This is a genomic window from Paenibacillus tabacirhizosphaerae (assembly GCF_040812395.1).
In the GTDB taxonomy this organism is placed as follows: domain Bacteria; phylum Bacillota; class Bacilli; order Paenibacillales; family NBRC-103111; genus Paenibacillus_E.
In genome coordinates, this window is the sequence record NZ_JBFNXH010000022.1 from 20,913 (window position 1) to 36,825 (window position 15,913).

6 protein-coding genes are annotated in these 15,913 nt (G+C 48.1%); 2 read left to right on the forward strand and 4 right to left on the reverse strand.

What is annotated here, in order from left to right; genetic code table 11:
• Positions 1-402 precede the first annotated feature (402 nt).
• Positions 403-4,950 (forward strand): glutamate synthase-related protein, encoded by a 4,548-nt coding sequence (locus tag ABRS97_RS25035; RefSeq protein ID WP_367818508.1) that lies wholly within the window; start codon positions 403-405, stop codon positions 4,948-4,950.
• 165 nt (positions 4,951-5,115) lie between these two features.
• Positions 5,116-5,229: a DUF6254 family protein gene (locus ABRS97_RS25040; RefSeq protein ID WP_367818509.1), complete on the forward strand. Its 114-nt coding sequence runs from the start codon at positions 5,116-5,118 to the stop codon at positions 5,227-5,229.
• Between the two features lie 123 nt (positions 5,230-5,352).
• Here the strand turns inward: ABRS97_RS25040 and helD are convergent, their stop codons facing one another.
• The 4 genes from helD to ABRS97_RS25060 form a co-directional block, all read right to left on the reverse strand.
• Positions 5,353-7,767, reverse strand: coding sequence for an RNA polymerase recycling motor HelD (gene helD, locus ABRS97_RS25045; protein ID WP_367818511.1), 2,415 nt, complete (start codon positions 7,765-7,767; stop codon positions 5,353-5,355).
• 223 nt (positions 7,768-7,990) lie between these two features.
• On the reverse strand, positions 7,991-8,161 hold the full coding sequence (locus ABRS97_RS25050) for a hypothetical protein (protein WP_367818513.1): 171 nt from the start codon (positions 8,159-8,161) through the stop codon (positions 7,991-7,993).
• Between the two features lie 549 nt (positions 8,162-8,710).
• A complete protein-coding gene (locus ABRS97_RS25055; RefSeq protein WP_367818514.1) occupies positions 8,711-14,221 on the reverse strand; it encodes an S-layer homology domain-containing protein in 5,511 nt (1,836 codons plus the stop codon).
• A gap of 722 nt (positions 14,222-14,943) precedes the next feature.
• The gene (locus ABRS97_RS25060; RefSeq protein ID WP_367818515.1) at positions 14,944-15,813 is read right to left on the reverse strand and encodes a VOC family protein; all 870 of its coding nucleotides are present in this window, start codon (positions 15,811-15,813) and stop codon (positions 14,944-14,946) included.
• Positions 15,814-15,913 lie beyond the last annotated feature (100 nt).

A 15,913-nucleotide genomic window follows, 5' to 3' on the forward strand; every position in this document is an offset into this window, starting at 1 on the left:
ACATTTTTGATTTAGCGGCGCGACTATTGTCGGATCTTCTTTTTCATGCTATTCTAAGAATACTTTTACCCTTTTCGCGAAACGTCTTGTTTACACAGTATTTTCTTAGAAACTTAGGGCGTAATTTACAAATTATTTGTATATTATTGTGTGTCATGCCTTACTTTTACACGGGTCGTTAAGAGCTTCATTTCAAGGGGCGTATTTCCTTGGAATTGGCATGCTATTCAGCAGATTTGTATTTTTATGCAACTGCATGCATACTTCGGATTTAACCGTTGTTTCGATATTTCCGGGTGATGCGGGGATTTGCGGACTTAAGCAGTGCATGAATGCAAGTAGCGTAATGCAAGAGGAGTTCAAATATATTGGAGGTGACGGTCAGGAGACTGACCTAGAGCAATGAATGAATTGATGCGTAATGAAGGCCGTTTTCAAGATCTGCTAGGAACCGAACATGATAGCTGCGGTATTATTTGTATTATTGAGAAGAACGGTCATCCTTCCCGTGATAATATCCAAAAAACGATTGATGCCCTTGTAAAAATGGAACATCGTTCTGGATTTATTAACGGCGAAGGCGACGGCTGCGGAATTCTTACGGACATTCCGCGCGCCCTTTGGGAAAAGAAATTAACAGATGCCGGGTTGGATGGCAAATTAGCCTACGACAACCGTTTTTCTGTTGCCCATATTTTTGTCCCGCGCAAACTCGACCTGACTGTCACTCAAATTCAAGACGGAATCCGTGCGTTGTTTAAGCAACATGACGTTTCCATCATTCTTGAACAAGAGAATCAAGTAGACAGCAGCGTTCTTGGCGCAAACGGATTGAACGACGAGCCTACGTTCTGGCAAATCGCTGCGATTTCCGGCAAAACCGAAAGAGTTGCTGATCATCTCTTTGAACTTCATATTGCAATTGAAAATAACTACGATGTTCATGTTGCGACGTTAAGCAATGTTACATCTGCCTACAAAGTGTTGGGCGCAGCAAGCATTTTGCCGCTGTATTTTAATGATACGCGCGATCCTTTGTTCGCTTCCCAAGTCACGATCGGCCACAACCGTTATTCTACGAATACACTGTCCAGCTTCTTCCGCGTTCAGCCTTTCTCATTGTTAGGCCACAACGGAGAAATTAATACCGTTAAGAAACTTCGTATCGAAGCCGACATGGTTGGCGTACCGCTCGTTAGCGGCGGATCTGACTCCCAAGACATGAACCGTACGATCGAAACGTTCATTCACCGTTTTGGACTCAGCTTATTCGAAGCCATGGAAATGGTATTCCCTCCTATTATTAATGAAATGAAACAATTCCGTCCGGAACTGCAAGATCTCTATGTGTACTACCGTCAAGTGTGGGGACATTTCGCACAAGGTCCTGCGGGTATCGTTTCCCGTTACGGCAATGAATGTATCTTCAGCGTAGATGCTCTTGGTCTTCGCCCGGTTTGGATGGTAGAAAGCGACACGTCCCTCTACTTCTCCTCCGAGCAAGGTGTTATTACTGTTGGCGAAATGGTTGCTGATCCGAAGCCGATCGCTCCTGGCGAGAAAATCGGTGTCGTGCTTACACCTGGCGAACACATTCAAGTCATCCCTTATCATGAAGTACAAAGCTTGGTTTATGAGCGTGCAAGCAAACGCCTGAACATTGGCGGACTTCGTAAATATCTGAATCCGGCAAAAACGGATGCACAAGCTGAATTGAATGAAAATATCGTTGCCACTGACCAATTGTACAGTGCTTTTGGTTGGGATCGCGATGGTATCTCGCATATTGAAACAATGTCCGAAACAGGCGCTGAACCTATTCGTTCCCTCGGTCACGATTCCCCTCATGCTGCAATTGCATGGGAGCGTCAAAACGTGCCTGACTTCATTAAAGAAAGCGTAGCGGTTGTAACCAACCCGGCGATCGACCGTGACCGTGAGATGGAGCATTTCTCCACACGCGTAGTGGCTGGTGCCCGCCCTGCTGTTTATTCACAGGTTGACGGCAACTTGCGACTCGAGCTTTTGGCTCCGCTAGTACTTGAAGGCACTAATGGAATCGACAGTGAAGAGCACTTGTCCCAGCCGTCCTACGAGCAACTATTGACTCTGTTCCGCGCACAAGGCGACAACAAAGTAGTTAAGCTTTCCGCAACATTTGCAAGAGGCACTTCCCTGAGTGCTGGCTTGGATAAAATCGCTGCCGACGCTATTGCTGCTGCAAAAGCCGGCGCGGCATTAATCGTGCTGGATGACGCTGACGCTCATCAAAATGATCGCTTGTGGCTTGAACCGCATTTGGTCATTTCCAAGCTGGATATCGCATTGCGCGCAGAGAAACTCGAATTCGGCGACAACCTGCGCCGTCACGTTACGATCGTGTTGCGTTCCGCAGCGATCCGTAACCTGCATGATATCGCAGTTGCGTGCGGTCTGGGCGCGGACGTAATCTCCCCTTACCTGTTGTTCTCGACAGCATCGGATAAAGAAGGCAACGCGGCAGCAGCTCGTAAAGTATATGCAGCTCTAAGCAAAGGTCTGGAGAAAGTCATTTCCACAATCGGTACGCATGAGCTTCGCGGTTACACACGTTTCTTCTCCTCCATCGGCTTCCATCCGGAAGTGGCTGAGGTGCTTGATATCGTGAACTACCTCGGTAGTGAAAAAGGCGGAACTGGTTTCGCGCAGCTTGAGGCTGAAGCGGAAGCGCGTTATGTGGATTTCACGAACCCGAAAGCGAAAGCAGCGAAGAACTTCCGTTTCTTCCAACGTATGTGGAAAGCATTAGGCGATGCCGCTTCCGGAGCAGCTCCTTACAGCGACTACCGCGACAAACTGCGTGAAGAAGAATTGAAAAACCCAATCTCGATCCGACACATTGCTGGATTCAACTTCGAGAAAGCACTGAGCGAAGGCCGTAAAGCCCTCGAACCGTCCCAAGTGGACATTTCGATTGGCGGTCACTCCTTGCCGATGTTGATTTCCTCTATGTCCTTCGGTTCACAGAATGAGACAGCTTTCCGTGCCTACGCCGAAGCAGGCGAACGCCTTAACATGGTTACCATGAACGGTGAGGGCGGAGAGATTAAAGATATGCTGGGCCGTTACAAAAAAACGCGCGGCGCGCAAGTGGCATCCGGACGTTTCGGTGTTAACGTAGAGCTTGCTAACGCAGTTGCTTTCCTTGAAATCAAAATCGGTCAAGGCGCAAAACCGGGCGAAGGCGGTCACTTGCCAGGTTCCAAAGTTACAGCGAAGATCGCGGCTGCTCGTAATGCAACGATCGGTTCCGACCTGATCTCGCCTTCAAACAACCATGATATTTATTCGATCGAGGATTTGGCGCAAATTATTTCCGAGTTGAAAGAAGGAAGCGGACGTAAAGCCAAAATCATCGTAAAAATCCCGGTTGTTCCAGGTATCGGCACAATCGCGGTTGGTGTCGCTAAAGCGGGCGCTGACGTGATTACGTTGTCCGGTTTTGACGGCGGTACAGGTGCGGCGCGTATTCACTCCTTGACTCACGTAGGTCTCCCTACGGAAATCGGAACGAAACTTGCTCACGTTGCTTTGATTGAAGCAGGTCTGCGCCACCGCGTAGAACTGTGGTCAGACGGCGGCCTGAAATCCGGCGCTGACGTTGTAAAAATGGTTATGCTCGGTGCAAACCGCGCCGGATTCGGCAGTATCGCTATGCAATCGATCGGTTGTACAACTTGTCGCGGCTGTCACTTGGACACTTGCCACGTAGGTATCGCAACGCAAATCGATTCCATGGAAGAAGCTGAAGAGAAAGGTCTTCGCCGCTTCGTGCCGCGTCAATACGATTTGGCTGTTGACAGCTTGGTTCGTTTGTTCGGCTCAATGGGTGAAGAAGTACGTGAAATCGTTGCTTCCCTTGGTTTCAAAAGCTTGCAAGATCTCGTTGGCCGTTCCGATTTGCTTCAGCAAATCAACCACCAAGAGCGTATCGACTTGTCCGACATTTTACGCCCGGCTCCATTGCAATTCATCTCTGCTGAAGAGAGAGCGCAAGAAGATGCAGCGGTATCGTCCGATATCCGTATCGCAGTTGGCGCCGAAGGTCAAGAGTTCTTCCCGGATACCTTGGCTCTCGACGCTCCAATCGTACGCAACTGGTCCAAAGTGGATGCGGAATCCCGTATTCTCGGAACACGTTATTCCAGCCATCGCGTAAGAGACCGTTTCGACGGCAGCTACGACGAGTTACCTAACTTCTCGCTTAACCTTGTTGACGGTTCCGTACCAGGTAACGGTCTGGCTGCTTTCAATGCTCGCGGCGTAGACATTACCGTTCACGGCGGTGCTGAAGACGGTCTTGGTAAAATGGCATTCGGCGGTAAAGTCGCTATCTTGAAATCACTGAGCAAAAATAAATCGTTCATTAACGGTAGCGTAGGTAAATCCTTCGGTTACGGTGCTCAAAAAGGCCTATTCTTGATCCAAGGCGGCGCTGATACTCGCGCATGTATCCGTTTCTCGGGTGCTGACGTTGTATTCGGTGGAGAAATCACGACTCCGCTTCAAGATGAGCTTGGCGGACTCGCAGCTCGCGCGAACCTCAAAGGCTTCGCATTCGAGTACATGACGAATGGCCGCGCTGTAGTTATGGGCGATCCAGGTCCATGGATCTGCGCAGGTATGACTGGCGGCGTGATCTACCAACGCCTCGTTCCAGAAATGGGTCTCGATGAGAAAGCGATCGAGCGTCGTATCGCCAAAGGCGCAAAAGTAAAACTTGAGCCTATCGGCGTACAAAGTAAAAAAGATCTCACGGAGCTGCTTACTGCATACCGCGATGAACTCGCTGGTTCCGGTCAATCCGAAGCCGCAGAGAAAATCGAAGTTCTGCTCAGCAACCTTGAAGGAAACTTCGTCCGTATCTCCCCGGTCAACATGCAAGCTGACCAATCCGTTGCTACGGAGTAGTAAGAAATATAAATCAGACCTCTACATAACGCCTAGGCGCCGTGTAGAGGTTTTCTTTTTTGGAGGATAGACGACCGTCTTACCAAAAGATATCTCGTATAAAGTCGGCGGCATTACGGGATTTTAATAGAGCAATCCAATATTCTTACCGGAGGTATCCTACCTATGAGCCATCAAAAACGCCGCGAAGAAGCAGCATGGAAAAGCCGTAAGCAAGCGCAGCATCCGCATGGCAAAGTGAAATCGCTGGAGGAGCTGGCTAGCGAAGCGAATAGATAACTGGAAAGTTCACTCGAAGTTCAGCTAAACAACCTCCTATCCCACTGCTAGATTTGGATATGGAGGTTGTTTTTACAGATGAAGTAGTACATAGCGGAACTAGGCAAACAATGTTGCTCTGCGCTAACTCAACTCATACGTGGTAGGCGGCTGTGAGGTAATGAATTCGCTCGGTTCGCCCAGCGTGAAAATTTGGAGTTTATGCATAGCTCTCGTGCAAGCCGTATAAAACAGCTTGCGTTCGCTCTCCCGTCCGTACAGATGGCTGGAGCCATCGTAGATAAGGACGGCATCGAACTCGACTCCCTTCGCGAGATACGAAGGGATGACCAGCACGCCCTGCTCGAACGCAGGGCTGAACTTCGTGATCAGCCGCAGCGGCGCTTGCAGCTGCGGGATTAAGGCGTTGTACGCGAGCGCGCTTTCGCTCGCGGTCTTGGCGATGATCGCGATTGACGCATAGCCCTCGCCGAGCAGCCGATCGATCTCGGCTGACAGCAGGCTATGCAGCTCTTCGCGATCGCTGGTTCTGATCACTTGCGGCTTCGCGCCGCCGCGGGTGAAGGGCTCGATGGCATCGCCGCCTGGCACGATGCCGCGGGTGAACTCCACGATCTCGCGCGTGGAGCGATAACTGCGGATCAGACGGATCACTTCCGTCTGATCCTGCCCGTATAAAGCGGCGATCGGATCGATTTCGCTGTACGCGGAAGCGTGCGAATAGATCGCCTGATTCAGATCGCCCAGCGCCGTCATCCGGCAGCGAGGGAACAGCCGTTTGAGATATTCCAGCTGAACCGGGGAATAGTCCTGCGCCTCATCAACGATGACGTGGCGCACAGCATTATTCGTATGGAAGCCCTGCACCTCTTCCATCAAGTACAGGAAAGGCGTCGCATCCTCATACGGCAGCTTAGCCTCTGCCAGCTCCTGGATCGTCTGCTCGCAGATCTCAGGCCATTCCTGCGGCATCTCCTTCTCATCGCCGCTCATCAAGCTCAGGGCTAATTCCCGCTTGCTGAACAGCTGCGTGTATAGCCCTGTCATATCCACAAAGCTTAGCCGTTTAATCGCTTCGCGCACCGGCTTTAAGTGCTGCTGAACGACGAACCGCGCCAGCAGCTTCTTTTCTTTTTCAAAATCGTCGAACGTCGCGCCCCTCCCGCCTTTCACCCGGCGCTGCTTTGCGTAGGCCCGATGGTAATCGTCGCTGCTGAGCAGCTCCATCTCATCTTCCACCCAGCCTGCTTCCAGCTCCCGCTCGGCGATTTCATCCAGACGTTCAAGCAGCCAGCCGTGCATGGCTTCAATCCGATTCGGCAGCCGGTAGGCCCCATCGAAGCTATAAAACCGCTTCAGCATTTGGGCAGCAGTGACGATTTCTTTGTCCCGGAACACGATCGGTTGGAACCTCATATCTTCGCGCAGCAAATGCAGTTTATAGGCACCGATAACCTGCAGGAACGGAATGGACGATTTATACTGAATACCCGCCAAACGAGCCTCGTAGGCAGCCTCTGCGGCTTGAATACTGCCTGTGAGACTCCCATCGGATAAAGACTCATCCCCCTGCTTAACACCTGTCAACATATACTCCAGCTGCGTAAAACAATCCTCAACCTCATACTCATCGCCGAGCCGATGCTCCAAGTACGCTTGAAACGTCGTCTGCTGCATATTCTCTTCACCCAATTCGGGCAAAACCGTCGAAACATAACTGTTGAAGAGCGGATTCGGTGAAAAGAGCACCATCTGATCGGCCTGGAGCGTCTCTCTGTGCTTGTAGAGCAAGTAGGCGACTCGCTGCAATGCAGCCGATGTTTTGCCACTGCCTGCGGCCCCTTGCACAATAAGCATCCGACTGTGGTCGTTGCGGATAATTCGGTTCTGTTCTTTTTGTATCGTTGCCACAATCGTCTTCATTTGAGCGTCAGAGCTGCGGCTCAGCACCTGCTTCAAAAGTTCATCCCCGATGGTTACTCCGGTATCAAACATGAACGCGATATGACCGCCATGGATGACATATTGCCGCTTAAGCAGCATTTCACCCTTCACAGTTCCGTTTGGCGTCTCATATAAAGCCTCGCCGGGGGCGTAATCGTAATACAAGCTGGAGATAGGCGCTCGCCAGTCATATACGAGATAAGTATCATCCTTCTCATCCAAAAAGCTGGCAATGCCTAAATAAATCGGCTCCGCCGTCCGCTCTCCCTGCTCCTCAAAATCTACCCGCCCGAAATAGGGCGAACGTACAAGACGCTTCAGTTTCCCAATTGCAGCCGCGGCATGCCGGTGACTGCGTTCGCGTTCAGATAGCAGCTCCGCTTGCTGTTTCATGCTTGCAAAGGACTCAATCACATCGTCGCTCGAGCTAAAATCAACCGTAACTTCATCCCAATAATGCTTCCGGATTTCCACGACATCGGATTTCACCAGACCGACTTCGACCTCGAAGCTCTCGATTTGCTCGTGTATCTTAGTTGTAACTTCCCGGACTCTCTGCTCTTCTTTTGCCCATTCCTGCTCGCTCAAACTCATACAAACGCCTCATTCCATAAGATTTTTATGTCACTTGACATAGGGGGAGATTTGATGATATAATTAAATTAGGATAAAAATGTTATTTATTCCTAATATAAACATTCACTCTTTATTGTAACAAGTTTATATGACAAATACAATGATCAACCAAGAGCGCCTCGCTCTTGGTTTTTTTGATATCCTCCCTACTTCCCCATACCTTTAAGCCTTGTCCTGGTTTTTACCAGTTAAACGCATAAGAATTGGATATGGGGTTCCAACCGCTGTCGCTTTTCCACCCCATATTCATTCCCTCATCTGTTCCGTTTGTGCTAGCTTCCACTTTCCTTCCCCTGATTCGTTTTTCAATCCGATACTCATCCATGAAAACCCATATAGATTCCGGGTACATTTCGCCTCCTCATGCTTCGCAAGAAAACAAAGGAGATGCTGCCAGACCGTCAATTGCCCATATACAGCGCCATGCACAGCGATATCGACGGAACTACGATGCCTTATTCCATAATAACGTCCCTTTTCTCCCCTTGAAGCGGAACTAGGGTGCGTTAACTGAGCGAAATTGCGCCTAAAACCCAGAATTTCCTGCTCATAACGCACGGTAGTTCCGCGAAACGTCCCTACAACCGAAAATACCGCCGCATAATGCACCTACGTTCCGCTCACCCGTGTAAAAAGACAATCTATCGCAGATTGAGGCGATATTGGGTGATCCAAACCGCTGTCTCACTTCCCGATCTTCTACGCCCATCATGTCAAATGCTCGTGCCACACGATGCGTGCAGAATCTCCCCGCTCTGCGAGCTCGTCACGCACATACCTGTCGACATATACTTACTGGAAGAAAAAGGGCATCCCTACTGCTTTAGTTCTGTAAAGGGTTTAATCATTCTGGCACAAAAAAAGCGCCCGCTTCTTTCGAAGCAGGCGCCTTCTTTGTCGTTTAAGGAAGCAATTGCAAGTGCTGCAGCATACGTTTCAACATCACTGCGGACTGTGCGCGTGTAGCAAAATCATTTGGTGCAAAGTTGCCTCCATTTGTGCCTTCAATAATGCCAGTTTCAACCATGTGCGATATCGCGGCTTCTGCCCAATCCGGAATCGACTCACGATCGCCAAAGCTGGCTACTTGCTGAGCGGCATCAAGTTTCTTTGGATCGCTGCCCTTGAGCTTTAACGCTCTAGAGAGCACAACCGCCATCTCGGAACGCGTAATCGGTGCATCCGGCTTGAAGCTGCCGTCGCTAAATCCGTTCACAAGATCAGCCTCAACAGCAGCACGGACGCTTCCTGAGAACCAATCAGATCCTTTTACATCCGTAAACTCGACTTCAGATGTGGATGGACTCTCTAGACCTAAGGTGCGAACAAGCAGTGTAATAAATTGACTGCGCGTCATTTGGGCATCAGGATCGAATGAACCCGCGGATACACCTTCAATCAATAATTTGGAAGCAAGCAGTTCAACATCTTTTTGCGCCCAGTGTCCATTCAAATCTGTGAAGCTCTTATTGACAATTAGAACTGCAATCGTACCTGACGTTTCAGATGGAATCTTCACAAACGTAGCGCCATTCGCCACTGAGAACTTCGAAGGTATCATCCGGAAGCCCCCTGTTGCAGCATTATAGCTTACTACAAATGCTTTTGCAGGATCTACAGCATTCTTCAGTTTCCATTCCAGATCCAGTGTTGGCAGTTGATTGGTTATTGCTTGAAGAGGAATTTTCTTCCCTTTGATATCTAAATCTATGGCTGTTTCGAAAGGAATCTCCACGGAAGAAGCGCCTGATTGAAGCGCTTTGTTCTTCAACTGTTCCGCTGTCTGCTCATTTGCCGGCTTGAACTTCAAGCGAACAAATACCTTATCCGTATCCGTTGTGTCGCCAAGCTTAGTGACTTTTGATAACCATGCTGAAATATCCAATTGACTCACATAGCCATCTGCGGACTGCGAGATAAAGTTAGCATCCTTGACGGATTGCGTCCCTTTCGAAAGCGGCGCGAAAGGCAATACAACGACGAACGCACCTTTTTCATCGGTTTGCAGAGATATCGTACGTGCACCTGCCGGCTTATTGGCAAGCTTCTCAAAAGCTTGTTTCAAGGCGCTATCCGACACCGTAAATTGGTTGAAAATCTGACCATTTTCGGTAATTGTACTGAAGGTATAGGCGCCTTTTAACAATTTGATTCCCGTTTTTGTCTCTTCAATTTCTGAAATCCAGCCACCTCCACCGCCGCCTCCACCGCCTGGGCTTGGACTTGCGTAAGTTTGAACGGTTACCGTCGGCCCATCTGTGGACAAGTTATTATGAGCATCTCCTGCTTCGACCTTGAATGAATAGGCTGTATTCGCAGAAAGGTTAGTAAATTCATAGCTGTAAACACTTCCTGACACAGTCGTCGCTTCAGCATTATTTTTGAAAATTTTATAGCTCGTTACAGCTGTATTATCGCTTGCTGGTGTCCATGTAAGGGTTGCTGCCGTTTGAGTCACACCAGAGACAGTCAGCGACTTATTCTGTGGCCATGTCGGAGCTTGCGTATCTCCTTGCGGAGGTGTTTGATCAGTAAGCGTTGTTATTGATGCCGATGGACCGTCAGTTGTGGTGTTGTTCGACGCATCAAAGGCTTCTACTTTAAACGAGTATGGTGTTCCAGCTGTCAACCCTGCAACCTGGTATACATTACCCGTTACAGTAGCTATCTGAGCTCCATCTCGCATAATCTTGTAGCCTGTTACACCCACATCGTCACTTGCCGCTGTCCATGTCAGTGTAACTCCCTCTTGGGTGATGTCAGACGCGGTCAAGCTAGCTTTTTCCGGCAAATGATCCTTCATAGCGTTCCAAAATTGATCGGCAATGGCTTGATACCCTCCCTGGCTCAAGTGAACATTGAGAGGGTTTGGCAAGAAGGTCAACTCATCTGCTGCAATCACATCTTTAACCGGAACAAATGAAACTCCTTTCGTCACAGCAACTGCCTGCAAAGTTTCATTAAGCGCATTTATAAGTGCGATGGCCTTTTCTTTATCCGCTCCCTGCAGACGAGGAAACGGATTATAGTAGCCCATTAAGTAGATTTGTGCATGAGGATTAATAGCTTTGATTTCATCAATGGTTGCTGAATTATTAGTTCGGATATTCTGTAAAGTTGAAGCTACAAGGACCTGGTCATTCGTTCCGTTAATCTTCAGCAAATCATTGCCTCCGGCATCCAAAGTGACAATGTCTGCCTGAGACAGTACGGTTTTAATAGGCGGATTCGTAGGAAGTCTTACGTTACCTCCCGTTACGTTATCCCTTACATCCTGCAGTACATCGGCAGTCGTATAGCCGGGGACCGGAAAATTTTTGTTAAAGTTAATCAGAACACCCGCTTCTGCTAATTTGTCTGCAAGAAAATTCGCGTACCCTTTGCTGATGCCGCTCTGTGGCGTAACGCCCGCGGCCAAAGAATCACCTAGCGCTACATAACGAACAGGTGACCATACAGGTTTATGCTGAGCGTTAATAGAAGTTGTCTTTGCAGGGAATAATGCACCGCCAAGTGATTTGTTGCCAGAAGTATCAATAGCTTTAACTGAAATCAAGTAAGTCGTCCCTGGTTTCAAATTCTGCAACGGATACGATCTGACTGCCGCCGGTACCGTTGCAGCTTCTGCAATGCCTTCGTCGCTGTTATACGCAGCTACTTCGTAGCCTGCAACCGCTACATTATCTGTGGCTCCGTCCCATTCGACGGAAACGGAGTTCTCCGTTACACCTGCAATCCTAAAAGAAACAGTTGTAGGAGGCGCAGTGTCTAATACCGGGCTTGCCAAACTATCGAATCCGGAAAGATATTGTTTCACGAAGTAGGTACCCGCTGGAGGAAGATTAAAGTATACCTCTCCATTGGCCCCTGCAATTAAAGAATCAATTCGTTTATTGGTATCATTATTATATAAGGAGATTGATGCGCCTGGTTCCCCTGTTGCTTTGATACTTGCATTCGACACACTAACACCCGGTGAAGCCAAAACTCGGAAATCAACAGGGCTTGTAATCGCATTATCAAATACGTTTCTAATCGCTCCCGAGTCCACACGGATATACAAAGGGCCTGGAATCGGCTGAGCAAAAGAAATACTTAATTTGCCGTCGCGTACTTCAACCGAATCTGACGCGCCCAGATCCCGTTTATTGGTCAAAGCAGCATTGTCGTACAGAGATATTTTCCCTCTAATTAATTTAACTCCATTGAATTCTGCCCAGTTGTCGAGCACATCTTCATTAAAAGCGGCTGTCACTGTTTTATTGTCGCGGCTAATCGACGAATTTTTGAAAATTGGAGCCGTGTTATCTGCCCCTTGCGCAACGATCACTTTCCATACCTGGGAGCTTCCATTTTCAGCTGTAACCGTATAAGTCACTGGTTTTGAAAAGTCTCGAGCAGTTCCAGATAGCGGAGAAATAGATGCCTTTGCCGATATTTCGATGATCGGTGACACATGAGTAACGTCTTGTCCAAGTGGCACATGGTAGATAACCGTATGATTTAATGCATCAAGTTGTGTGGAATACTCATATTCCGGCGGATTAATTAACGATGGAATCGTAAAAGAGACAATATCGTTGCCTGCACGAAGACTATTGTATGGAAGACCAACTTCACTCCATGCTTGGATAACCGCATCCCTTACACCGTTAATTACTTGGGGATCTAGCCCAGTCGGAGCTGGTCCTGAATTAGCCAATCCCCATTCAGAAACAGCTGCGACAAAAGCGTCCCGTGCGTCTTCAAATTCAGAAACGGGGGTCAAATGATGCAAAGCTTGATATGCAAGATGACCCAGCAACCTCTTACCACTCCAATTCGGAATATGTGCCTCATCGATTTTCTTAGCTATTAAATAAGCAGCGTGATTCGGAATACCGCTATTCTTGTGGACTCCGCCGTAATCCCCATCTCTATTGTCCGCAAATGTGAAATATTCTGACATTTGAGCAGGTTGATCATAGAGATGAGGATCAGCCATGCTTCGCGCACTATCCCGATTGCTGATACCAACATCTTCACCCATTTCCCAATCGTCAGCATCAATCACGGCACCCATCATATCTGAGAATGATTCATTTAAGGCGCCAGGTTGATTCTCATATACCAAACCAGCCGTTTTGGATGTGACGCCGTGCGTCATTTCATGAGCAACCACATCCAGAGCGCAGGCATAGCATCGATTCGGTCCGCCGTCTCCATAAAACATCGCTTGGTAGCCATCGGACCAAAATGCATTTTCCTGAACAGTCCCGTCCAAATTAGGCACATGCACAAAAGATAAAATATCCATGCCAGCGCCGTCGATACTGTTGCGGCCCAGCTCTTTTATATAGTAATCATAAACAATTCCTGCGTTGTAATGAGCATCTACCGCATGAGAAGCTGTCGCGCCTGCAATAGAATTAAAAACTGGAATAGAGCTGTTAATAACTCTAGCATTAAAAGAATTTGGACCACCGTTATATTGTAAAAAATCGGATGTTAGGATTACTCCTTTAGTCCCGTTATACATAGGCTTTGTATAATCAATTAAATAGTACTTATTATTAGTTGCCTCTTGAAATATGTTCAAGGTCTTATGATCACCACGGAAACCAACATTGTCCGATGTTGTCGGCCCAGCATGTTGAATGCCGCTATACGTATGCACAACCTCTCCTGTGTGAGCATCCACATAGCCAATCCTGTCGCCAATGGACGGGTTCAAATAGGCCAGTTTAATCTCATAAGCAAGGTAAGTTATCCCCTTGTAGGGGTAGATGATTAATTGTGCGGTTGGTTGAGGCACTTCTTTATCGCCAAGCTTGCCCCCAAGCTGGATAGGACTCCCGATCTCCTTCTCAATGGACTTGACCAAGGCATCGATCGCTTGTTTTCCGCTTATGTCAGCATGAGTATTTATTGATAGTTTCGTTTCTAGTGTCGCTTCAAGCTGATTGGTGATAGAAGAGATCTGCCGCCCCTTATCCATATTAACTTTGATGTACTTCCCATATATCGGAAGGCCTTCGAATTGCTGCTGGTACAAGTAATGGCTTCCTCCTATTTGATCTTCATCCTTTTTTAATAAGCTTAGCTGCTTGGAAGGACTTTGAAAGCCAAATACCTGTTTATTCAGGGATAGATAGTCTACAACCGCTTGATCTGTTTTTAATTCTCCGGACAGCTTGCCCATCAAAAAGCGAGGCCCTTGCGCATCCTTCTGTTCAGTAACTAGAAAACCTTTATTTTTTAGCAAATCTACGGTGTTTGTAGAGATCGCGTTCTTCTGGTATGACGCATCTAGTAGTAGGTTGGGGTTAGTGGACGCTGTCTTGTCTTCCGCTGCTAATACTGAGTAGCTATTAGCGAGTAAGATACAAACGACAGCCATACTGCAAATAATTCTCCGGTAGTACGCTTTCAAGCGATCATCCGCTCCTTTAGTATATTTGATACATTTTGTATCACAATTGGTATGTTAGCACAGTTTATTCCAGCTGTGAACGAGCAATGATCAAACTTAATCAAAACCCTCTTATATTAGTTCCTTTCGACACAAATCGACATAACGAATTTAACTTTAAAAAAGAAAAACCTGCGGCTGTGCTCTGGCCCTTCGTCTAAACCCATACGTTTAGGCATAGGTGGGAATTGGGTATGGGATTCCAACCGCTATCGCTTTTCCACCTCACACCCTTTTCTGTCCTACTTTGTGCTGCCTTCTTCTCTTTTCCCTAATCGAGCCTCGACTCGGTATTCGTATCCATGAACACCCATGTAAGAGTAAGATTCCTGGTACATTTCGCCTCCGCAAGCTTCGCAAGAAAACGTGAGACAGCCGCCATGTAGTGGCGACGCAACGCGCACCCGAGGAGGTACTGCCGGACTGCCAATTCCCCTTGTCCAGCGATATCGGCGGAACTATGAGGCCTTATTCCACGGTAACGTCTCTTTTCTCCCCCTGAAGCGGAACTAGGGTGCGTTAAATGAGCGGAAATATGCCTGAAACCCAGCATTTCTTGCTCATAAGATACGGTAGTTCCGCGAAACGTCCCTACAACCGAAAATACCGCCGCATAACGCACCTACGTTCCGCTCACCCGTGCAAAAAGGCGATCTATCGCAGATGCAAGTGAAAAACAACTCTTATTTACCGATAATCCCTCTTATCCTATTGATCACACGAATGTGATGGGTTGCATGACCTGACATTATTTTCAGCAGTTTTGCGACTGATTCTTCGCAATTGGAGGTTATCACGGTGCGCTGCAAAGCACCCGGTAAATGCTTGCACAAGCCGATGATATGCTGCCGTACAGCACGAAACATAGCTAGTTCAGATTCTATCGGTCTATTCGCGTAATCCAGCCCTGCGCACCATGTATCCTGCGAGAACCCATTGCCGACAAACTCACGTCCAGACTCGGCAAGCGCGAATTTCACTTTATGCACGGTTACAAGTTCCAAGTCGATCATATGGAGCACTTGCTGGCGTATTGACCACTTGCCAGGCGCTTCCGCTTGGTCTAGCTCCACATCTGACAATCCCTGTATAGCTGCTTCGAGCTCAGCCGCCCCTCTCTCATACATGTTCATGACCTCCGCATCTGTTGGAAACAGTTCCTCCCAATAGATCACCCTATATCCATCAGGGGTGGGAACATAAAGTTTACGTACGGAGCCAGGGTCCACCTCATAAGCGAAGTTCTCTAGGCCTCGTCCTCTCAATTGCTGCTCGACTTGCGAAACGGAAGTTGCTTTTATATAAAAGCTGTCGCCATGTGAAGGACGATGCGCGTTGTCTGCAAGCCACTTAGACAGACTTATTTCATGATAAGTCTCCGAATGCGCTGCTTCAGTGAGTACTACCAGATAGTCAGGCAAAATGCTCAGCATCACATGCCCTTCACCGACATCTGTATCCAATAACTCCCAACCTAACTGATCCCTATAAAAATCCAAGGACGACCGCATGCTGGCCACCTTAAGCAGCAACCTCGCTTTACCAACCTCCATGTTCGACTCCTTCCTTTTCCATGAGATAAACCTCTATCGAAGTCTTTCGAAGATGAGCGACCGCGTTCAGAGGAAAGTTTATTCGCCAATCTTAAGATGG

Excerpts from the sequence above, each read along its gene's own strand:
- ABRS97_RS25035 (WP_367818508.1), top strand. The coding sequence starts at position 403 with ATGAATGAATTGATGCGTAATGAAGGCCGTTTTCAAGATCTGCTAGGA.
- ABRS97_RS25040 (WP_367818509.1), top strand. The coding sequence starts at position 5,116 with ATGAGCCATCAAAAACGCCGCGAAGAAGCAGCATGGAAAAGCCGTAAG.
- helD (WP_367818511.1), bottom strand. The coding sequence starts at position 7,767 with ATGAGTTTGAGCGAGCAGGAATGGGCAAAAGAAGAGCAGAGAGTCCGG.
- ABRS97_RS25050 (WP_367818513.1), bottom strand. The coding sequence starts at position 8,161 with ATGTACCCGGAATCTATATGGGTTTTCATGGATGAGTATCGGATTGAA.
- ABRS97_RS25060 (WP_367818515.1), bottom strand. The coding sequence starts at position 15,813 with ATGGAGGTTGGTAAAGCGAGGTTGCTGCTTAAGGTGGCCAGCATGCGG.